Here is a 17,670-nt window from a genome sequence, read left to right as displayed (position 1 = left end):
GAAAATACCGGATTATGCGGCCAGTACGCTATAGCAAACCTATTAGGCATTTCACCAGAGGAAAGTATCATAGCTTTTGGAAAGCCGGGGGGTAACAAACGTAAGACAGGTACAGGCACAAAGGATGTGGCAGCTGCTTTAAAAAAGTTAGGGTATCACTCGGATCAAAGAATGCAGTTGATTACGGCCGATACTAAACTGCCAGATTTATGTTTAATAGCAGTTGGATGGTATGGGCCGCCAATTGACAGTGGTTTACGTAGATCAGTTGCAGCCCATTGGATAGCTTACAAAAAAGGGAAAATTATTTGCTCAGGCTATGGAAACTGTAGCAGTCTAAAAACTTACACAAAAAAATATAATGGATATGCCTCTGGCTATCTTGAAATAAATAAATTATAAAATGGCAGCACCGTCTGGTAATCAATTCTGGAAGAAAAGAAGTAAGCATGGGAGAGATAAGTTGTTTGCCTCTCCTGAGTTACTCATGCAGGCCGTAGAGGAATATCTTGCTTATTGTGATGATAGCCCCTGGATGAATAAAGAGGCTATTAAGGGCGGCGAATTTGCCGGGCAAATAATTTCAATACCTACAGCAAAGCCATACACAATGACAGGTCTCTGCTTGTATTTAGGATGCAATAAGCATTACTTTAATGATTTTAAAAAGACTTGCAGTGATGATTTTTCGGATGTCATAACGCGGGCGGAAGAAATTATTTTAACTCAGCAAATTGAGGGGGCTATGGTAGGAGCTTTTAATCCCAACTTGGTTGCAAGAATAAATGGTATTAAAGACAATACAGAGGTTGATGTCACCGCAAACGTAAACACTGTGATCAAAGTGGGATATGGCGAAAACAACCAGGGAGCTTAAATTCGATTTCAATCCCGACATTTTCAATAATGTCTTTTGGCACCTGAAGGCTGCCTTTCTTAACCTGGCCATCAGGTTTATTTGGATTTACGGCGGATCATCTGCAAGCAAAACCTACAGTGTTGTTCAGCTGATCATCATTCGGATGTTGGAGGCTACTGATGAAAACACGATGGTGCTGCGTAAGTATGCAGTTGACATCAAAGACTCCATTTACAGCGATTTTACCGGCATAATTAAATCATGGGGATTGGATGATTATTTCATCTGCCAACAAAACTACATCCAGTGCAAAATTACCGGCTCATACGTTCGATTCCGTGGGTTGGATGATAGCGAAAAGATCAAGGGACTTGCCAACTTTAAAAGGGTAGTATTGGAAGAGATCAGCCAGTTTGATGAAACCGATTTAAAGCAGATCAGAAAACGTTTGCGTGGTAGAGCCGGGCAACAGATCATAGGCATATTTAACCCGGTATCAGAAGAGCATTGGATTAAAACAAAAGTTTTCGATCAGGAGATATTAACCGAGGTTGAAACAGATATCGCCGGTATGTGGGTTAACGAAAAAGGTAACCTGGTGATCATGAAAACCAATTACCTGGACAATATTTTCATTGTAGGTAAGTGGGGAGTAAATGAGGCCGGTGAGCTGGTTCAGATTGGAGGGTTCGTAGACCAGCACACCATTGATGATTTTGAAAAGGATAAACTTTCCGATTATGAATATTACCGGATTTATGGTTTAGGTGATTGGGGTAAGCTTCGTACCGGTGGAGAGTTCTGGAAGCAATTTAAAGCTGCTGAGCACGTCAATAAAATCGGGTGGGATAAATCATTGCCGATATGGTTATCATGTGACGAAAACGTTAATCCATATATCCCCTGGACTGTATGGCAGTTAAAAGAAAAACATGCGCAGCAGATCGATGAAATATTTTTAGAGGACCCTAAGAACCGGGTTATTCATGCTGCAGCTGAGTTTAAGAAGCGATACCCAGCCGATCAGGTTGCCGGTTTATTTGTTGGTGGTGACCGGACGTCGATTAAAGAGGATACTAAAAAGGAAAAAGGTGAGAATTACTTTACCGATATCATGAGTAACTTGAAGGAATACCGCCCTGTGTTGCGCATCCAATCTGTTAACCCGAGTGTTGTACAATCTGGGAATTTTATCAATGAGATATATGCCCGGACCGGGGCCAGTGGTATCACCATTGGAATCTCGGATATATGTAAGAAGTCAATTTACGATTACCAGTATACCCAGGAGGCTTCAGATGGTACGATCTTTAAAAAGGTGGTTAAGCATCCGGTAACTAAAATACCTTACCAGGAGTTTGGCCATGCGAGCGACACGAAAAGGTACCTGATCACGCACAACTTTGCTACGGAATACCTAGCCTTCATCAACAAGAAAAAGGGGCTGGGGGTGAGGGCGTTGAGTGGGGTGTAGGATGCCCGCCCCGCAGTGTAAAATTATTTTATTCTAAAATTAGAATAAATAGAATATTATACTTACCTTTAATTCACTTTAGGCAGCCTTCGAATTATAGCCTAATATCAAAAACATTTACACCCTTAATTATCTGAGTAGCGAGTTCGAAGGCGTGAAAGGATAGTTGAGGGTTTGTTGTAAATAAAATGTCAGACTACAAAATTATAAAAGTATCACGTGGCGAATACCAGGTATTACGCCCTGATGGTACCGATTACTTTCAATTCCCTGTTTCAAAATGGAAGGCTACGCAGGCTATACAAGATGAGCAGGTTCATTCAAGATTCTTGACTAATGCTGGTATTAAAAAAGCTGTACAGCGTTACATTATGCACCATTCGATAAGTATAGGAGGCATAGGCAACAGTTTAGAAACTTTCATCTACCAATACAGCTACAAATTAGGCCATAGAGATATGCGTAAAATGATAAAGCGGCCTATGTTGTTTATTGACCATGTTGATAAAAATATTGCCAGTGATAAGGCGGCAAGGTTAGCGAGTGTAGCCCTGCCTGTTGTGGATACCTACAAATATTGCAATCACCACCATGAGCTGACACCTGATTACGAAGTAGTGAACTTCGGTGATGGCGAATTTGTGGCCAATAAAGCTGCAGTGCCATTATTGAATGCTCTTAATGAAGCTGGTCTGAAAACAAGAACACATCATTATACCGGTAACGGAGAGTCGTTCGTAAGCATATTGCTCGATGGTGTCCGTGTTGAGATAAAAACAGTTAATGAAGTTGATGCTGATAGAACTCAATTTAATGGCAAAACTGAGCTATTGATATCGTGGGATGCGTCTGTCGGGATATGATTATGGATTACATCTACCTCGGCGATAAACTAACCTGCCCGTTATTGACAAGGCAGCCATGCAAAGCAGTACGGCGCCCTGATGGCAAGTGTAGGCGATCGCCATTATCAACCATGTTAGTTGAGTTTGAAGACGGTGTTAAGCATGTTGTATTAGCAAGATTATTAAGAAAAATCACCCCGGCCTGAGATAAAGTCGGGGATTTGGTGGTAAAAAGCAATTATATGAGAGAAATCAAATTCAGAGCCTTTGATAAAAGGTTCAATGTCATGCTTGACGAAATAGTACCATATCAACCAAGTATACTTGTGCTTGATGTTAATTTTAATTTTGGTTATGGTGAATTGATTGATGACCGAAATGAAATTGGTGTTGATGATGGAGGTCCGGAACATTACTGCATAACCGACGAGCAAATTGAAATCATGCAGTTCACAGGATTAAAAGACAGAAATGGTGTTGATATTTATGAGGGGGATATAGTCAAGTGTGTTCATACCGAGGGATATTCTTGGGAGAAAACATACACCGATTTAGGTAACGTTGAATATACTGACAGAGGTGCATTCAGCATTAAATGTTTAAAAAAAGGCTATGAAAATGCAAAAGACATTTCTAAGCGTTACTTCTATCTCTCTTTTCACTCAGATAAATCATTTGAAGTAATAGGCAACATCTACGAACAACCTGAATTATTAACCAATAAATAACCATGAAACAATTCAAAGGAACTCCGGGCCCGTGGAAAGTGCAATCATGTGGACCTGGATATCCGGAATCATTCGAGTTGGTAGTAAACACCGGTGGAATGGCCCAAAGATTTGGAACAATCATACCAAATAAAGTTTTGGGTGTATCAATATCACAGACAGCAGCCAACGCCAGACTAATAGCCGCCGCCCCTGAATTATTAACAGTACTGCAAGACTTACTCACAAGATACACCGAATTAGTCAACTCTGGTGACTGTGGCAACTGGGATCCAGAAGAAGAAAAAGAAGTAATACAAGCACGTAACGCAATTAACAAAGCAATAATAAACTAACCATGGCAACACTATTACGAAAGATCAGCACACAGATCAAACAGCATACTAAATCAGTTATTGAGGATGATATGTCACCTCGCCAGTTCATTGCACTCACCATATTGGTCATCATCTGGTCTGCTATTTTTAATATTACTTTGGAAGTTATTTTTGGGTGATGTATTTTTATATTTGAATGATGGAAGCAAGGGAATTAAGGATTGGAAATTATGTTAAAGGTATAACTACTGAGTATGCTAAGATAATCGAAATATCTAATGAAGATATTAGAGGGCTATATCAATCATCAGGATCTGCTATTGGGTGCACTTGGACCATGGGTAAAGGTATTCAACCAATTGAATTAACAGATGATTGGTTAATTAAGTTTGGTTTTGAAGACGACTCACTACCCGAAAGGTATGCTGATATGGGCCCCGTAAATTGCATTAAATTTGGGCGCTTAAGCCTATCTTTTCAAGATGGTAAGTATTACCCCGTCAGAAAGTATGACAATATTCAGCATATAGCATATGGCATTGGCTTGGAATACGTCCACCAACTTCAAAACCTTTACTTTGCCTTGACTGGTGAAGAATTAACTTTAATAGCATGAAACAGATTTCAGAAGAATTATTGAAAGAAATATTAGAGTACATCAATGATGCTGCATGCCGTATTGAAGGCGAGTGGGGAGACGGGCATGTAAACAATATTGGCGAAATAAAGGAAAACAATCCAAATGATTATTCTGTGTTACTTTATGAAAAGGTATCGGATATTCTTAATGGTTATGACTTATGAAAACGATAGAAGAGAGACGCAAGGTGTTATACGAGATAAGCAGGCATGATCACATGTTCATCCAATGCCGAATCAAACATACCCTGTTCCTTACCATCATCTGGCCAATATTCAACAAATCCAGGATGAAGCGATTCAATGACCTTTGGGAATCAGGGCTACACTTCTATGATTGTTGGAAGATATCAAAATAAATCAAACCATGACAAAATTCGGAGATATACCAAGAATGAAGCGACTTACCGATGAAGAGTTGAAGCAAATAGATGAAATGCTTAAGCCAAATCCGGAACTGGATGCAAAAGTAAAAATGCTCATGGAATCGATGTATGAGGAATCTGAGGTAATATTACGCCAATTTAATGAAGCCTTAGAGGCTCAATTTAAAATTGTGTACGACGATGCAATTTCAAATGGTATTATCAAAGGCAAGCCTACGAAGGCAAAGTTTGCAAAGGCGGGATACGATGTTTTCACCCAATCCGGAATTGGCACCTACATCCGAAGGAATGGCGAACGAGTGTCTAACATCATTCCGTGGCCGATGATATAACATTAATATACCCCTACATCAACACCCAGAAAGCCAGCTTCAATAGCCTGGCTTTTCTTATATCTCCAATCCTTCCAAGTAATCCCAAGGCATAAAATTAATTATTTGTTAAACAAATACTTACAAATGATTTAATTTTTATCGTAACATCTTAAATTATATATCGTAGTAATAACTACCAATTAATTTAAATAACACGATATGAATAGATCAGGATAAACCCATAACTTTGTACAGTTAAAATATTGTACTTAACACGTTGCTGCTTTCCGAAAGTACGAAAATTAAGATGCCACGCAACGCAATACAAGTACGCCAGCTATGGCGTGGCTATGTCTTTGCGTGGCATCAGGGTTTCGTACCCCTCGGAGCTGCTTAGATTAAATGTCACGTCATTACTTTTATTTTAAATTACCCTGCTTTGATACACATACCATTTGAAGAGATTGATAATGTTATCTCTCTTTATGCACCAGAAAAATCCAGAGATTTAGTTTACCAGATTGAAAACACATTGCTTGATAGCCAGGATACCCACGGGGATGTACGGCAACAGATCAAGCTATTACGAGAGTTGGGATTTCTATTTGATAGGTTGGCAGCTTACTGACACGTACCACGCATATAGGCTGCAACTTACCAATTCCACATAGAAAGCCCATCCCAAAAATACCCTGCACACCGTAGGGTATTTTTGTTTAATGGAATTATCCGAAATCACCTCACTTTTATCTGAACCTGTAAAACTTGTATCTACTATCCAGGCGTTGGCACCTGTCATACCTGAATACGCTTACGATATCGAGCCGGAAGATCACAAGGTCGTGAAAGATCTGGCATACAGGCCGTGGAAAGAAATTGACATTGCCACTGGGGTACTCGACAATGAGGGGAAGCCAACTTACAGAACAGAGCACAGGGATGTTCACCGGATACCATCATCTACCCAAAAGCAGATCCTTGACTGGGCAGTTAGAATGAACCTGAGTGGCGGTATTGAGATTGATGCCACTATTCGCGAAGGATTTAAAGCAACCGATGAAACAATGGTAGCGATGTTGAAGCGCACCTGGGAGGACAATAAACTTAACTATACCGCCCAAAAGATCGATCGTTTGAAGAAAAACTACACTCAGTGTTTAGTGGTGTGGTATTCAGTACCGGCAGAAGATGGATTCTGGGAGGGTATAGCGCCATCGACCAGCAAGTTTAAAATGAGATGCTCGGTGTTTTCTCCTGAGGATGGTGATATTATCATCCCCATTTACAACCAGTATAAGGAAATGATCAGTTGCGCGAGGCAGTATACTGTTCGTATTGATGAAAAGGACATCAACAAGATGGATCTGTTCTTATCCGATAAATATATCACCTACGTTACTGGCACATCAGGTTGGGAAGTTGAGAAAGAAACCCTAATCCCATACGGTAAGGCTAATTATATTTACCATGGTCAAAAAAGGCCAGAGTATGCCGATGTGTTGCCAAAGATAGAACGCGTTGAAGAGGGCGATAGTGATACGGCTGACGAAAATCAGATTAGTTCCTTCCCAATATTGGCCGCAACAGGTCAAATTACTGCAAAATCAGGCGGCGACAAGCAGAATACTCGCAAAGTATTTGAGATGGCTGATGGCGGCGACTTGAAGTATGTGGAGGCCAAAGGGGCCCAGCAATCTGCTACCGATGAACGGAAAAATCTAAGAAGAGATATTTACGACGAAACTTCCACGCCTCAAATTTCTATGGAGCAACTTGAGGGGAGCTCAAATATACCAGGTGTTGCAATTGAATTGATGTTCCTGCCAGCAACCAATAAAGCAAAATCTAATCAGGATGGCGATTTGGGCATGGAATGGCAGCGGCATTTAAACTTATTGAAAGCCGCTATGGCAGTGATTAATGTAGGTGTAAAATCATCCGTCAGTATGCCTGTTAAACCTAAATTTAAAATAGAACTCCCGCGTAACTTAACCGAGGAGTATGCAAATATCGTTAGCCTGGTGGGGGCAGGGTTAATGAGTAAGGAGACGGCTGTGAACATGCTGGCGTTCACGTCAGATCCGGTGGCCGAGTATGATCGCATCAAGGCAGAAGCTGCGGAGGCTGCTAAGTTGGCGCCGGTGCCAGTGACGAAAGGAGGAGGCAATGCATAACCACTTTACAGAATATAACCTGGGTGACATAGTTTACCTTAAAACTGATCCTGATCAGTTACAGCGGATGGTTGTTGCTATTACCATTAGGCCAACTGGAATACTTTATGAACTTTCACAGGCAGCATCCGGCAGCGATCATTATTCTATTGAAATTTCACCGAGCCCAGATCTTAATCTTAAAATGGGAATTGAAAACAATCAGTTCACTAAGTAAGAAAACGTGGGGAAAAATTAATTTCAATTATTTTGTTCTAAAATTAGAATAATAAGAATATTTGTTTTATATTCGTATTGTAATTGATTTAGTGAATAGGGAATTGGTAAAGATCAGTGTTTAGGGGCACTGATCTTACTTAGTTAAAACTAATTTTTTACATGGAAAGGTAGCATGCGATACACCATCCGGCTACCTTAATTTGACAACAACAATATCATATATATGGCAACAGCACACACTACAATTGAACGATTGGAATTTATAATTGAGGATAAATTAACTCACTGTAATATATTTTATTCGAGTGATGAACCAGGAACACCTTGGGGAGGTGGTTGGAAAACTAAAACCTTTTCATCTGATGTTTCAGCTATTGATATATTAAAAGATCACGTTTCGGATTACATCATGTGGAGTAATGGACGTGAAGGTGTTAAACAATAACAACCGCGTAGGGCAATCCTTGTAAGTCGGTTTGAAAGAAGCTGGTTTCCGCCGTAGAAGCTGATACGGATTACCCTTTACGAGTTATTGGGTTTGGGGTTGAAGAGAAACAATCACGCCTTATGAGATGACGGATATCATAGGGATGCAGCTCCAGCAACTTAGCAAGTTTTCGGTGGCTAAAAAGGAGTAACCGATGACACCTTGGAAAGGCAAGGCCATTAGTAGCCAATGGAAACGTAAAACCCTAAAGGGCAGCAAAGCTACCATCCCATGGGTGGAATACATGTGCAGGGAGTTACACCCGAAATGAAAATCGAGTAATGACAGCCGGGAAAGACCGGCAACATTGTGGGGTAGAGCAGTTGGTCAGCTCGTTAGGCTCATAACCTAAAGGTCATCAGTTCGAATCTGATTCCCGCAACAACATCAAGGAAGCATTACCAATATGATGATTGCGCGGCTACACGATCGGTAGTGACAAAACAATTGGGCCGGTGTAAAGGCTGGCCCTCGATTAAAGTCTAACACCAAAATCTACGTGAGGTGTATAAATAAGAACCGTGGAAAGGCTTTAAAGTTGCATGATCCATATTCCCGTGACTAACTATTCGGGATAACAAATGAGCTGGGTAACACCGGCTTTTGTTGGTATAAAACCATTCATTTTATGCGTAGAAATTTCACAAAAGGCCTGATTATGGGAGCCGCAGCTATATCTGGCCTTGCAATCACTGGACAGATCGCTCAGGCTAACAAATCATTAGCTGTCACGAACAGCAGTACGGTTGAATATAAAGCTACAACACGTCGTAAAGAAGCTAAGCAAAATATTACTGTAAATGATGTTACTGGTGGGCTTGATATGTCAATGCCTGTACGTGACTTCGGCCTAACTCCTAAAGAATACGGCATGCGTTACGGCAGTGGTGGTACTAAACGATCAAACAGGTTGAGGTATTCACATAATGCTAAGGTTAAAAGGAGGAAATCAGCGTGAACCGGTATCGCATTGAAACCATTTATAAAAATGGATTAATCAGGGGTTACATGCCACAAAAGAGATACTTATTCTGCTTTTGGACGAATATGCAGTTTCAGCCCTGCATAACTTACTCAAAGGCTGAAAGAATCATTAACGAAGATTTATAACAATGACAACCATACAACAAATACTAAAAAACACAGCTGTTAACGGGGTTATCAGCGTCACGGCGGCACTGAAAGCGGTTGCCGGAATAGATCAGGAGCGAGAGGCGACAGTGCAATTGCTGAAAGATTGCGAGAAGGAGGTAGGGCTTTACAACGGAGAAAAGATTAATTCTCATTTAGCAACCATGACAGGCGGCCACTTCAATCCAATAGAATACTCGTATGAGCGTCTCCCTGGTGAACAATAATTAATAAATAAACCAATTAATCATGAATATAAAACTTAAAGCTTGGCAGCCTGATGCCAAATGTATGGTTGACCTATCGTCTGGTGCAATCATGAATCATCCATTTCAGCTTATTATAGGTTTTGATGTTAACGCAAAGTTAAGCATATCTATAAAGGAAAATTTTGAAGATGGAACTTATAAATATCACGACTGTATACCGATCATCTGTACAGGCCTTACAGACATACATGGGGTTGATATTTATGAGGGGGATATATATACAACAGAGCCAGCACAGGGAAGGCCATACCTGGTTTATTTCAAAAACGGCTGTTGGTATGGCGGTAAGAACACAGAATCAGGTATGCCTTTGGCAGTACAAAATCACGGATTTAATGATGGTGATGCCTCGTGGCTTGAAGTCATCGGTAACATATACCAAAATCCTGAACTATTAAATGATAAATAATCATGAAAACAATCGCACTAATAACCTTTATAGCCATCATTGGGGTATTCCTATACATGTTTTGGCGATTATACAAGGAGTTCAATGCTCCTTCACCTTCAGAAAGTAATAACGATCACGATTCAATAGTTGAGCCATGATATCCGTATCCATTTGTTTGCTTGCTATTCCACTATGGGTAATAGCAGATCATTTACGGGACATTAAAAACAAGATGAAATGAACAAAGAACAAATTTTAACCCTCATAAACGAGGAATACAACTTTCAGTCTGATGAAAAAGCCCAGGCTGATAATGAGAACCGTAAAGGATCATCATTGATGCATGCCTATGCTATGGGAGTACTGGAAGATTTGAAGGAAAAGATAATCGGGGAGGAATAGGCATGGTACCATCACTAAATCCTAAACTTCAAGGCCGTTATCCTATCATCGATCTGCTTTTTGATCTCGAACTGGCAGAGGAACGGCGCCGAGGCGAATTGTTGTCCGGCACTTTCATTTTACCAGATGATACCATTCAAGAGATAAAACAGCAGCTTGTAGTTTACTGCAATTAACCATATTCACCATGATAAATTTATTCCTTATCCTCTTACTAACTCTATCGTTTTGCCAGGCTATATCCTATTACAGGCAAGAAAGGCAAATGATATTACTCGGTCAGTTTGATGATGCCCTGTTTTATACCAAACGCATGTTTATATGTGGGTTTATGGCTTTTATAATCGTTATGATCATTTTTTACATCAACATAAGTCAATTATTATGAACTCAAATACACCTATAGTTGAAGTAGTGCAACTGTGCTATCAAAATTCATTTAATGCAGGATGGCACACAGATCCTGTAACTGGTGATCTTCTCGATAGAAACAAGGCTGAAATGCTTTGCCTTATTCATTCAGAAATCAGCGAGGCCATGGAGGGAGAACGAAAAAGCCTTATGGACGATAAGTTACCACACAGGCCAATGGCAGAAGTTGAGCTCGCAGATGCAGTTATTAGAATTTTCGATTATGCTGGCAGGTGGGGTTATGATATAACCGGTGCTATGGCTGAGAAAATGGAATATAACAAACATCGGGATGATCATAAGCCAGAGAATAGATTAAAAGAAAACGGTAAAAAATTTTAGTCAATTATTATGAAAATTCAAGACGTTAAAACCTGGGTAGTAACCGCAGGGGTTATGGTGGCGAAAAATCCGTATGAAGATATAAAACACCTTAACACCTACGAAACCGGATTCAATTTTCATTTTGAAGATATGGAACTTTGGCGTAATAATCCCGCCAACCACCCAGCCACCTATGCCCCGAACGGTATTTATGATGCCAGTTTGTTTGATGAACCTGTTTGGCAGTCAAGGGAAACGCCAAACCAAGAATGGAAATATACACCCGATTGCGATATTGAATTAGCTAAAAGGTGTGGTTATTATTTACGCCAATTCATGCACTACAACCCCCTTGACGAAAGGGAAGCAATTAAGACAGATAAGTTATATCGACCATTTTGGGTTGAACCTGCTCACTTGGCAACTTTAGGTTATGAATTAATTTCAGATGAAAACGGATATTTAAAATATCAATCTTCGTGGAAATTAAAAGCAATGCATAGGGCCGGAAGGACTTTTGCACAGCTTTTAGGTGATGGTAAAAGGTTTATTTACTTCAATTGTACCTATGTGCCGCAAGATAATTTAGTATTCTGCTGCATACGTGAAGATGCAGATACACGAACCGTTTATAACGGCGTGATTACAGAGGTTAGCCAATTGGATTTAATATTAAAACTTGTAGAGTAATTAACCATGAAAGATCAACCAACCCAAAATGCCGACCTATACAGAGTAGGTAGAAAATTAGGCACTGTTATACTAACCGTAAACGGCGAAACCGAAATAGGCAGAATCTATGATAAAGATTTAGCGCTAAAGGTTTGTGAGTTTTTAAATAACTGTAATCGTTTAAAACCAACCCAAAATGCCGGTATAAAAACGGCGGCGCAAATCCTTGATGCCAATAGATTAAGGTTACCTGATCATAAAGGCGTTATAAGAATAATGCCATTGGATGAAGAAGAAATTCTGAAAGCTATGGAAGCCTACGCCAATCAATTCAAACCAACTGTAAATGAAGATAAAGACCTGTTATCTAAGGCTAAAGATTTAGTTGCGTTTAAACATGGGTATGCTGACTGGTATCAAATTGATTGCCTTGAATTGATGGAATATGAAAAGGATGCTATTAAGGTTGCCCTATTGGATGACGTTGCTTCATTTTATTCCATGCTGTGGACTAATAAACTTGAGAAGGAAAGAGAACCTACTGTAAATGAAATAAAAGAAGGTGATACAGTTCATTTCGAATATTACACCGAATCAGATGTTGTAACAGGCAATGGTACTATACAGTGGATAAACGAGCATGAATGCGTTGTTAAAGATTCAGATGGTAGAAAGCATCAAATGCAAATATCTGCAATTATTAAAGTCCACTCAAAGGAGGTTGTAAATGAAAACTTGGCAGGGGAAAGTGCTGAGCAAGCAGAGGAAGATTTTTGGAATTTCAAATACGGAGATTATGGGCTTTCAACATCAATACCAGAATTTGACGATCTTGATAGTGAGGTGGTAAGTACAATATTTAAAGCTGGTTGGAAAGAATGTGAAGGTTGGCAATCCACCCAACAAACCATTAAAGCCGTGGCCGAAATTGAAAAAGAAATGGTGGAGTTGTCTAAATGCCTTGAAAGATCAGAAAATGGTACCCAATTCTATTATGAATTAACTGTAAGAATCGCTCAAACACGTCATTTATTAAAGCTAATTAAGCCATGATAGCCATGCATACGATAACTTAATGACTGGCCCAATGCAATAGCCCAGACGGCCCCGAAACTGCATAAATTATAATTCCAACAATGATAAGTAAAATCACATACCAAAGGGTATTGTTAACATTGATTTTTGCTATTTCTTCAGGAGGTAGAGAGTTCAGCCAAGCTTGGTTTTCGTCTCTTATCTTTTTTCTACCGTATTGAGTGTTTGGATTGTAAGGTTTACGTGGTGCCATCGGGTTAAGGTTTGTATTCTAAAATAAAGCATAAATATTAAAAAACAAAATTTATCATGAGCAAAACCCGCCGCCGCTTCAACCTAATTACAGCCACCGGATCCTTTCATATCGTATCCTTCTGCGATGTGGTAACTGAATGCCCATGTGAGCATAATTGGATGAAGGGCAATGATCTTGTAAAGTTGAAGCCCTGGATAAAGGAGAATGGGGTGAAGGTAGAGGAAGTCACGACCGCTTCACCGGCCTAAACTGATCATAAAACTCCTGAACATGTTTTGCGGGAGGGGCTGATGCAATTAATTCCTTAACATGCTGCACAATGCTATCTTCATCGCCATTTTCAGAAAGATGATCTTTGAAATTAATATTCCAGTCATTAATCGCCTCATCAGGAGTATCGCCGAAGCCAATTACACCAGTTATCGGGTCATCTCCAAAGAAACAACAATAAAAATCACCTTCTTTAAATACCACCGGTCGTATCAATGACGCCGCGCCATGTAGAGTGGCGTTAATTACGTTTTCCGGTGGTATATTCATCGCATTCACTTGCCAAGGTGTTTCTGAACTGCCTTTGCAGAGTTGCCAACTACTTTTACAGCACTTTTCAACTCCTCAGGTGTTACCCCAAATTTCTTTGCCCAATATTCTACTTCGTAATTTTCATGTGTGTTGATCAGATCCTTGTCTGGTGAACCAACTTTATTCTTATCATCCATGATAGTATAACATCAGCACCGATTGTTTGGTTTTATACAATATATTGTGAGTTATTTAAAGGGTTATAAATAAGGATCAAGGCTATTCCTTCTATGCTTGTAAATGTTTATATAAATTATTATATAAGATAAAAAAATTACTGTTTGTATAAATGCTATTTCAAATAATGCTAACGAGGCAAACTTGTAAAATAGGAATGGAATCGAAAGATTATCCAAAGGCTTAATTGTGCCATTTTCAATATGAGTTGCCAAATATTTTAATATGGATGCCAAGATAAAACAGATTGCCGCTATCATTCCAGTTATAGCCTTGTCATTTATTCTAGACCCCAATTGCTTATATTTTTTGTCATCAAGTGTTCTTGCCCAAGCAAAACAAGAATTTGACAATGTCAATAAAACCGCGAATCCAACATTAGAAATCGTAATAGTATCAACTTTATCATTTAAAAACACTTGTGTCATAATCGTGCCAATAGCTAAATAGGTTATGATAGCAAGCGCTAATTGCAATGATACTCTTAAAGCAAAGAAGCTTCTTTTATAATCTGGCATATTGATCTGGCTTAGTTATGCAAGATACTAAATACCTTCACAATTTGAAGACTGGGTATTGATCACTTACTAACTATCAATCGAAAGTCGAGTTGCTTTACCACCCCACCCCATACAGGTAAATTCGTGACATATCCGCAAGGTGTAGACGCGTAATTAACGGATTCAACTTAGCGACAAGCAAACCGGGGTAACCCACATCAAAAAACATTTAAACATGTCACTTAAAATTAAGATCGCAGCACGACTGAAAGTGAAAGCAGCAGGCGTGAACCTATCTCAAAAAAGAATCGATGCTATTGTAACCAGGGCTGAAAAGGGCTTAACCGAAGAATCAGACGATGCCGCTATCGATGCCAACCTTGATACCATCAACGAACTAACTCCATTCAAAGAGATAGCCGCGTTGGATGATCACGAAAGGGCAAAAGAGGCAAAGGCTAAGACTGATAAAGAAAAGGCCGATAAGGAAGCTGCTGAGAAGGCAGCTAAAGGTGAGGAAGTTGAATTGCCAACCGACACCCCAGAATGGATGAAGGTTTACATGAAACAACAAGCCGAGCAAACAAAAGCTTTACAGGAGCAAATTGCCTCATTCGGCAAAGAAAAAGTGACAACCACCCGCAGGGAGCAGTTCATTAAATCAATGGCCGGCACCTCTGACGAATATCAGGCACGTGAACTTAGGCGATTTGACCGTATCACCTTTAAGGATGATGCCGACTTCACAAGTTTCATGGATGATACAAAAGATGATCATGCCGGTGCTATTCAGGAAGAAGCTAACGGTGGTTTAGGTGGGGACAGGCCATCGGGAGGCAAAAGCGGCGACGCTAAAAAAATACAATTAGCATCTGACACGGAGTTGGATGCGGTAATGGATAATTTATAAAAAAGATGGCACAAGTCAATTTAAACAACGACCCGTCGCAAATAATCACAGGTAACGACAACATCGCTATCGTAAAAATTATTGCCACGGTTAGAGGGGGCAGAGCCCTTAACGTTACTGGATTCGCCCCGGACGTAATAGGCGGAGGGCATCCAATAATCAAAGAGACATCCTCTGGTGATTATAAGCCTATGCCTGTAGTTACATCAGGCGGCGTAACCTCAATTGGTGGCATAACAGGAGGAACTGGCTATACCAATAACGGGACATATACCAATGTTAGTTTAACTGGTGGTTCTGGTACAGGAGCGAAAGGGACTGTTGTTGTTGCTGGAAACTCAGTTACAGGTGTAACTATCACCACGGCCGGTACGGGGTACAGGGCTGGCGATATTTTATCAGCAGCAGCTTCAACAATCGGCACCAACGGTTCGGGGTTTCAGTTTGCTTTAACAGCTGTTGATAACACTGCTACAGTTTATGCATCACTACCTGCTGGCCATATCTATCAGGGATCTCTTATAGCAAGCATTGAAACTAAAAAAGCATTTGCTGCTATCATGACAATAGGAGTTATTAACCCGGTTGCTTGCCCATATGACTTTGCTACAATAGCATCGGAATTTAAAACGGCAGTACCATTAATCGATCAAAGAGCAGACTAATATGGAACAATCAGCATTTATTAAATGGGTTCAAAAGTTTTTACCCGGTGTAACTCTTAGGATCACCAAAAATCTTAACGACACAACCAACCCGTTGCCTTACCTACACAAGACCCTGTTAAAACCTGTGTTTTCAGTGGATGGCAAATGGGAAACGTTAATACAAGAAAACGTACTTGTTTCGGCAGACTACGTAGCAATGGATAGCGATTCGCCATTGAAAAAACGTGATTCACTTGGTAAAGCCAGCGGCGATATCGCAAAAATGCAAATGGAGTTGTGGCTTAATGAGAAGCAGCTAACCGCCTTGGATTCTTTGATTGCTAATGGCGCTACAGAAGCTCAAATAGTTGCAGTGTTATTTAAGGATACCAAAAAGGTATTGGGTGGAGCATATGAACTAAACGAAGGTAGCTTTTTGGAAGGATTCAGCACCGGTGAAGTTCTGGTAACAGATGCCGACAATGTTGGTGCAGGTATTTATTTACAATATGGATATCTGGATGATCATAAATTTGGCGTCACCACTGCTATAAGCGATCCTACTTACAAGTATTGGGATGATGTGAAAGTCATTAAAGAAAAAGCTATAGCTGATGGCAATCCTATCCAAGTAGCATATACTGATAGTGATACAATAAACGATATAGCCGCTTTAAACCAGACAAAAGAGCTTTATGCATTCGGTCAAAACTTTGTAGGCACAAATATCCCAGTTCCGGATTTGGATCAACTTAATACTTTGGCCAAAAAAAGAGGCGGTTTCATCTTTGTGCCAGTAGATCGCTCGATACGTAGAGAGAAAAATGGAGATAGGACTTCTTATAAACCATGGAAGGCCGGATCTATTGTGTACACTACATCTGGTCAGGTTGGGTCATTGGTTTACGCGAAGTTAGCTGAGCAAAACCACCCGGTTTCAGGCGTCACTTACGAATTGGTAGATGGAATTTACCTTATTTCTAAGTACCGTAAAAATGATCCCGCAGTTTCTGAATACACAAAGATGCAAGCACGTGTTGTGCCGGTTATCGATAGTGTTGAAGAAATTTATTTACAAGATACAACCCAAATACAAGGATAATGGGATTACACCACGCAACATTAGGGAGTGCCGTAAAGAAATATGGCCCCCTGAAACCAACAATGTCCGAGGTGGCATTGAGGGCTGAGATCGGCAAAGACGAGAAAGCATTTGATGCTGATGGTATCGATGAAATATTGGCTGCTTTGCCTGGCGACTACGGCACCGATTCACCTGATGAAAGTTCTGAAGGTCGTGAGGGGTCGAAAGATGAAGGCGAAAAGAACCCGGAAGAAGAACCTGAGGTGAAAGAACCAGTTGCGACTAAAGCAAAAAAAGCTAAAGGGCATGTTGTTGTGACCGAATTCCGGGATAAAAACAACTTTGCCAAGGTTTATAAAGTGGGCGAGGACGTATCTCATTTCGATGAGGCACGTAAAGTCGACCTGGTGGGCCGTAAACTGATCGAACCCAAATAA

28 protein-coding genes and 1 tRNA gene are annotated in these 17,670 nt (G+C 40.2%); 25 read left to right on the top strand and 4 right to left on the bottom strand.

What is annotated here, in order from left to right:
* Nucleotides 1–403 precede the first annotated feature (403 nt).
* The 21 genes from SNE25_RS21135 to SNE25_RS21035 all read left to right on the top strand — a co-directional run bounded on the left by SNE25_RS21135 (nucleotide 404) and on the right by SNE25_RS21035 (nucleotide 13,095).
* Complete coding sequence (locus SNE25_RS21135; RefSeq protein WP_321560991.1) at nucleotides 404–877, top strand: DNA-packaging protein; 474 nt, start codon at nucleotides 404–406, stop codon at nucleotides 875–877.
* A complete protein-coding gene (locus SNE25_RS21130) occupies nucleotides 852–2,333 on the top strand; it encodes a PBSX family phage terminase large subunit (RefSeq protein ID WP_321560990.1) in 1,482 nt (493 codons plus the stop codon). The genes SNE25_RS21135 and SNE25_RS21130 overlap by 26 nt, the downstream gene beginning before the upstream one ends.
* Before the next feature lie 188 nt (nucleotides 2,334–2,521).
* Nucleotides 2,522–3,196 (top strand): hypothetical protein, encoded by a 675-nt coding sequence (locus tag SNE25_RS21125; RefSeq protein WP_321560989.1) that lies wholly within the window; start codon nucleotides 2,522–2,524, stop codon nucleotides 3,194–3,196.
* Between the two features lie 224 nt (nucleotides 3,197–3,420).
* A complete protein-coding gene (locus SNE25_RS21120) occupies nucleotides 3,421–3,906 on the top strand; it encodes a YopX family protein (protein ID WP_321560988.1) in 486 nt (161 codons plus the stop codon).
* Between the two features lie 2 nt (nucleotides 3,907–3,908).
* Nucleotides 3,909–4,241, top strand: a complete 333-nt coding sequence (locus SNE25_RS21115) for a hypothetical protein (protein ID WP_321560987.1) — start codon at nucleotides 3,909–3,911, stop codon at nucleotides 4,239–4,241.
* A gap of 2 nt (nucleotides 4,242–4,243) precedes the next feature.
* Nucleotides 4,244–4,402: a hypothetical protein gene (locus SNE25_RS21110; RefSeq protein ID WP_321560986.1), complete on the top strand. Its 159-nt coding sequence runs from the start codon at nucleotides 4,244–4,246 to the stop codon at nucleotides 4,400–4,402.
* Between the two features lie 20 nt (nucleotides 4,403–4,422).
* Nucleotides 4,423–4,839, top strand: coding sequence for a hypothetical protein (locus SNE25_RS21105; protein ID WP_321560985.1), 417 nt, complete (start codon nucleotides 4,423–4,425; stop codon nucleotides 4,837–4,839).
* The gene (locus SNE25_RS21100) at nucleotides 4,836–5,027 is read left to right on the top strand and encodes a hypothetical protein (RefSeq protein WP_321560984.1); all 192 of its coding nucleotides are present in this window, start codon (nucleotides 4,836–4,838) and stop codon (nucleotides 5,025–5,027) included. Before SNE25_RS21105 ends, SNE25_RS21100 begins: the two co-directional genes overlap by 4 nt.
* Before the next feature lie 202 nt (nucleotides 5,028–5,229).
* Nucleotides 5,230–5,580, top strand: a complete 351-nt coding sequence (locus tag SNE25_RS21095) for a hypothetical protein (RefSeq protein WP_321560983.1) — start codon at nucleotides 5,230–5,232, stop codon at nucleotides 5,578–5,580.
* A gap of 701 nt (nucleotides 5,581–6,281) precedes the next feature.
* Nucleotides 6,282–7,736, top strand: a complete 1,455-nt coding sequence (locus SNE25_RS21090) for a phage portal protein (RefSeq protein WP_321560982.1) — start codon at nucleotides 6,282–6,284, stop codon at nucleotides 7,734–7,736.
* Nucleotides 7,729–7,953 carry a hypothetical protein gene (locus SNE25_RS21085; RefSeq protein ID WP_321560981.1) on the top strand — a complete coding sequence of 75 codons (225 nt, stop codon included), beginning with the start codon at nucleotides 7,729–7,731 and terminating at the stop codon, nucleotides 7,951–7,953. Before SNE25_RS21090 ends, SNE25_RS21085 begins: the two co-directional genes overlap by 8 nt.
* A gap of 225 nt (nucleotides 7,954–8,178) precedes the next feature.
* Complete coding sequence (locus SNE25_RS21080) at nucleotides 8,179–8,400, top strand: hypothetical protein (RefSeq protein ID WP_321560980.1); 222 nt, start codon at nucleotides 8,179–8,181, stop codon at nucleotides 8,398–8,400.
* Nucleotides 8,401–8,750: 350 nt separating this feature from the next.
* A tRNA-Met gene (locus SNE25_RS21075) sits at nucleotides 8,751–8,824 on the top strand.
* A 246-nt stretch (nucleotides 8,825–9,070) separates the two neighbouring features.
* Nucleotides 9,071–9,400 carry a hypothetical protein gene (locus SNE25_RS21070; protein WP_321560979.1) on the top strand — a complete coding sequence of 110 codons (330 nt, stop codon included), beginning with the start codon at nucleotides 9,071–9,073 and terminating at the stop codon, nucleotides 9,398–9,400.
* A 154-nt stretch (nucleotides 9,401–9,554) separates the two neighbouring features.
* The gene (locus SNE25_RS21065; RefSeq protein ID WP_321560978.1) at nucleotides 9,555–9,800 is read left to right on the top strand and encodes a hypothetical protein; all 246 of its coding nucleotides are present in this window, start codon (nucleotides 9,555–9,557) and stop codon (nucleotides 9,798–9,800) included.
* Nucleotides 9,801–9,822: 22 nt separating this feature from the next.
* Nucleotides 9,823–10,251 (top strand): YopX family protein, encoded by a 429-nt coding sequence (locus tag SNE25_RS21060; protein ID WP_321560977.1) that lies wholly within the window; start codon nucleotides 9,823–9,825, stop codon nucleotides 10,249–10,251.
* 219 nt (nucleotides 10,252–10,470) lie between these two features.
* Nucleotides 10,471–10,635, top strand: coding sequence for a hypothetical protein (locus SNE25_RS21055; RefSeq protein ID WP_321560976.1), 165 nt, complete (start codon nucleotides 10,471–10,473; stop codon nucleotides 10,633–10,635).
* Between the two features lie 2 nt (nucleotides 10,636–10,637).
* Nucleotides 10,638–10,811 carry a hypothetical protein gene (locus tag SNE25_RS21050; RefSeq protein WP_321560975.1) on the top strand — a complete coding sequence of 58 codons (174 nt, stop codon included), beginning with the start codon at nucleotides 10,638–10,640 and terminating at the stop codon, nucleotides 10,809–10,811.
* 208 nt (nucleotides 10,812–11,019) lie between these two features.
* Nucleotides 11,020–11,388 (top strand): nucleoside triphosphate pyrophosphohydrolase family protein, encoded by a 369-nt coding sequence (locus SNE25_RS21045; RefSeq protein WP_321560974.1) that lies wholly within the window; start codon nucleotides 11,020–11,022, stop codon nucleotides 11,386–11,388.
* 9 nt (nucleotides 11,389–11,397) lie between these two features.
* A complete protein-coding gene (locus SNE25_RS21040; RefSeq protein ID WP_321560973.1) occupies nucleotides 11,398–12,060 on the top strand; it encodes a hypothetical protein in 663 nt (220 codons plus the stop codon).
* Nucleotides 12,061–12,066: 6 nt separating this feature from the next.
* Complete coding sequence (locus tag SNE25_RS21035; RefSeq protein WP_321560972.1) at nucleotides 12,067–13,095, top strand: hypothetical protein; 1,029 nt, start codon at nucleotides 12,067–12,069, stop codon at nucleotides 13,093–13,095.
* A 19-nt stretch (nucleotides 13,096–13,114) separates the two neighbouring features.
* On the opposite strand, the gene SNE25_RS21030 is transcribed toward SNE25_RS21035, so the two are convergent.
* The 4 genes from SNE25_RS21030 to SNE25_RS21015 form a co-directional block, all read right to left on the bottom strand.
* Complete coding sequence (locus tag SNE25_RS21030; protein WP_321560971.1) at nucleotides 13,115–13,330, bottom strand: hypothetical protein; 216 nt, start codon at nucleotides 13,328–13,330, stop codon at nucleotides 13,115–13,117.
* Between the two features lie 228 nt (nucleotides 13,331–13,558).
* Complete coding sequence (locus SNE25_RS21025; protein ID WP_321560970.1) at nucleotides 13,559–13,873, bottom strand: hypothetical protein; 315 nt, start codon at nucleotides 13,871–13,873, stop codon at nucleotides 13,559–13,561.
* A gap of 5 nt (nucleotides 13,874–13,878) precedes the next feature.
* Entirely contained in the window at nucleotides 13,879–14,052 is a 174-nt protein-coding gene (locus tag SNE25_RS21020) for a DUF3606 domain-containing protein (protein WP_321560969.1), read from the bottom strand.
* A gap of 63 nt (nucleotides 14,053–14,115) precedes the next feature.
* Nucleotides 14,116–14,610, bottom strand: a complete 495-nt coding sequence (locus SNE25_RS21015) for a hypothetical protein (protein WP_321560968.1) — start codon at nucleotides 14,608–14,610, stop codon at nucleotides 14,116–14,118.
* A gap of 217 nt (nucleotides 14,611–14,827) precedes the next feature.
* Here SNE25_RS21015 and SNE25_RS21010 point away from each other — a divergent pair, with 217 nt between their 5' ends.
* Genes SNE25_RS21010 through SNE25_RS20995 form a run of 4 tightly spaced genes read left to right on the top strand, consistent with a single transcriptional unit; the run spans nucleotide 14,828 to nucleotide 17,670 of the window.
* Nucleotides 14,828–15,502: a hypothetical protein gene (locus SNE25_RS21010; RefSeq protein ID WP_321560967.1), complete on the top strand. Its 675-nt coding sequence runs from the start codon at nucleotides 14,828–14,830 to the stop codon at nucleotides 15,500–15,502.
* A 5-nt stretch (nucleotides 15,503–15,507) separates the two neighbouring features.
* Nucleotides 15,508–16,167 (top strand): hypothetical protein, encoded by a 660-nt coding sequence (locus SNE25_RS21005; RefSeq protein ID WP_321560966.1) that lies wholly within the window; start codon nucleotides 15,508–15,510, stop codon nucleotides 16,165–16,167.
* A gap of 1 nt (nucleotide 16,168) precedes the next feature.
* Nucleotides 16,169–17,251, top strand: coding sequence for a hypothetical protein (locus tag SNE25_RS21000; protein ID WP_321560965.1), 1,083 nt, complete (start codon nucleotides 16,169–16,171; stop codon nucleotides 17,249–17,251).
* Nucleotides 17,251–17,670, top strand: coding sequence for a hypothetical protein (locus SNE25_RS20995; RefSeq protein ID WP_321560964.1), 420 nt, complete (start codon nucleotides 17,251–17,253; stop codon nucleotides 17,668–17,670). The genes SNE25_RS21000 and SNE25_RS20995 overlap by 1 nt, the downstream gene beginning before the upstream one ends.

Source organism: Mucilaginibacter sabulilitoris, assembly GCF_034262375.1.
Lineage (GTDB): Bacteria > Bacteroidota > Bacteroidia > Sphingobacteriales > Sphingobacteriaceae > Mucilaginibacter > Mucilaginibacter sabulilitoris.
Note: the sequence above shows the minus strand (reverse complement) of the source record. Positions and strands in the feature narration are given on the sequence as shown.

Bases quoted from the DNA above. Each gene is read 5' to 3' on its own strand.
- SNE25_RS20995 (WP_321560964.1), top strand. From the start codon at position 17,251: ATGGGATTACACCACGCAACATTAGGGAGTGCCGTAAAGAAATATGGC.
- SNE25_RS21135 (WP_321560991.1), top strand. From the start codon at position 404: ATGGCAGCACCGTCTGGTAATCAATTCTGGAAGAAAAGAAGTAAGCAT.
- SNE25_RS21095 (WP_321560983.1), top strand. From the start codon at position 5,230: ATGACAAAATTCGGAGATATACCAAGAATGAAGCGACTTACCGATGAA.
- SNE25_RS21130 (WP_321560990.1), top strand. From the start codon at position 852: ATGGCGAAAACAACCAGGGAGCTTAAATTCGATTTCAATCCCGACATT.
- SNE25_RS21115 (WP_321560987.1), top strand. From the start codon at position 3,909: ATGAAACAATTCAAAGGAACTCCGGGCCCGTGGAAAGTGCAATCATGT.
- SNE25_RS21010 (WP_321560967.1), top strand. From the start codon at position 14,828: ATGTCACTTAAAATTAAGATCGCAGCACGACTGAAAGTGAAAGCAGCA.
- SNE25_RS21015 (WP_321560968.1), bottom strand. From the start codon at position 14,610: ATGCCAGATTATAAAAGAAGCTTCTTTGCTTTAAGAGTATCATTGCAA.
- SNE25_RS21055 (WP_321560976.1), top strand. From the start codon at position 10,471: ATGAACAAAGAACAAATTTTAACCCTCATAAACGAGGAATACAACTTT.
- SNE25_RS21085 (WP_321560981.1), top strand. From the start codon at position 7,729: ATGCATAACCACTTTACAGAATATAACCTGGGTGACATAGTTTACCTT.
- SNE25_RS21070 (WP_321560979.1), top strand. From the start codon at position 9,071: ATGCGTAGAAATTTCACAAAAGGCCTGATTATGGGAGCCGCAGCTATA.
- SNE25_RS21000 (WP_321560965.1), top strand. From the start codon at position 16,169: ATGGAACAATCAGCATTTATTAAATGGGTTCAAAAGTTTTTACCCGGT.
- SNE25_RS21060 (WP_321560977.1), top strand. From the start codon at position 9,823: ATGAATATAAAACTTAAAGCTTGGCAGCCTGATGCCAAATGTATGGTT.
- SNE25_RS21100 (WP_321560984.1), top strand. From the start codon at position 4,836: ATGAAACAGATTTCAGAAGAATTATTGAAAGAAATATTAGAGTACATC.
- SNE25_RS21020 (WP_321560969.1), bottom strand. From the start codon at position 14,052: ATGGATGATAAGAATAAAGTTGGTTCACCAGACAAGGATCTGATCAAC.
- SNE25_RS21120 (WP_321560988.1), top strand. From the start codon at position 3,421: ATGAGAGAAATCAAATTCAGAGCCTTTGATAAAAGGTTCAATGTCATG.
- SNE25_RS21050 (WP_321560975.1), top strand. From the start codon at position 10,638: ATGGTACCATCACTAAATCCTAAACTTCAAGGCCGTTATCCTATCATC.
- SNE25_RS21045 (WP_321560974.1), top strand. From the start codon at position 11,020: ATGAACTCAAATACACCTATAGTTGAAGTAGTGCAACTGTGCTATCAA.
- SNE25_RS21080 (WP_321560980.1), top strand. From the start codon at position 8,179: ATGGCAACAGCACACACTACAATTGAACGATTGGAATTTATAATTGAG.
- SNE25_RS21110 (WP_321560986.1), top strand. From the start codon at position 4,244: ATGGCAACACTATTACGAAAGATCAGCACACAGATCAAACAGCATACT.
- SNE25_RS21005 (WP_321560966.1), top strand. From the start codon at position 15,508: ATGGCACAAGTCAATTTAAACAACGACCCGTCGCAAATAATCACAGGT.
- SNE25_RS21025 (WP_321560970.1), bottom strand. From the start codon at position 13,873: ATGAATATACCACCGGAAAACGTAATTAACGCCACTCTACATGGCGCG.
- SNE25_RS21030 (WP_321560971.1), bottom strand. From the start codon at position 13,330: ATGGCACCACGTAAACCTTACAATCCAAACACTCAATACGGTAGAAAA.
- SNE25_RS21040 (WP_321560973.1), top strand. From the start codon at position 11,398: ATGAAAATTCAAGACGTTAAAACCTGGGTAGTAACCGCAGGGGTTATG.
- SNE25_RS21125 (WP_321560989.1), top strand. From the start codon at position 2,522: ATGTCAGACTACAAAATTATAAAAGTATCACGTGGCGAATACCAGGTA.
- SNE25_RS21105 (WP_321560985.1), top strand. From the start codon at position 4,423: ATGGAAGCAAGGGAATTAAGGATTGGAAATTATGTTAAAGGTATAACT.
- SNE25_RS21065 (WP_321560978.1), top strand. From the start codon at position 9,555: ATGACAACCATACAACAAATACTAAAAAACACAGCTGTTAACGGGGTT.
- SNE25_RS21035 (WP_321560972.1), top strand. From the start codon at position 12,067: ATGAAAGATCAACCAACCCAAAATGCCGACCTATACAGAGTAGGTAGA.
- SNE25_RS21090 (WP_321560982.1), top strand. From the start codon at position 6,282: ATGGAATTATCCGAAATCACCTCACTTTTATCTGAACCTGTAAAACTT.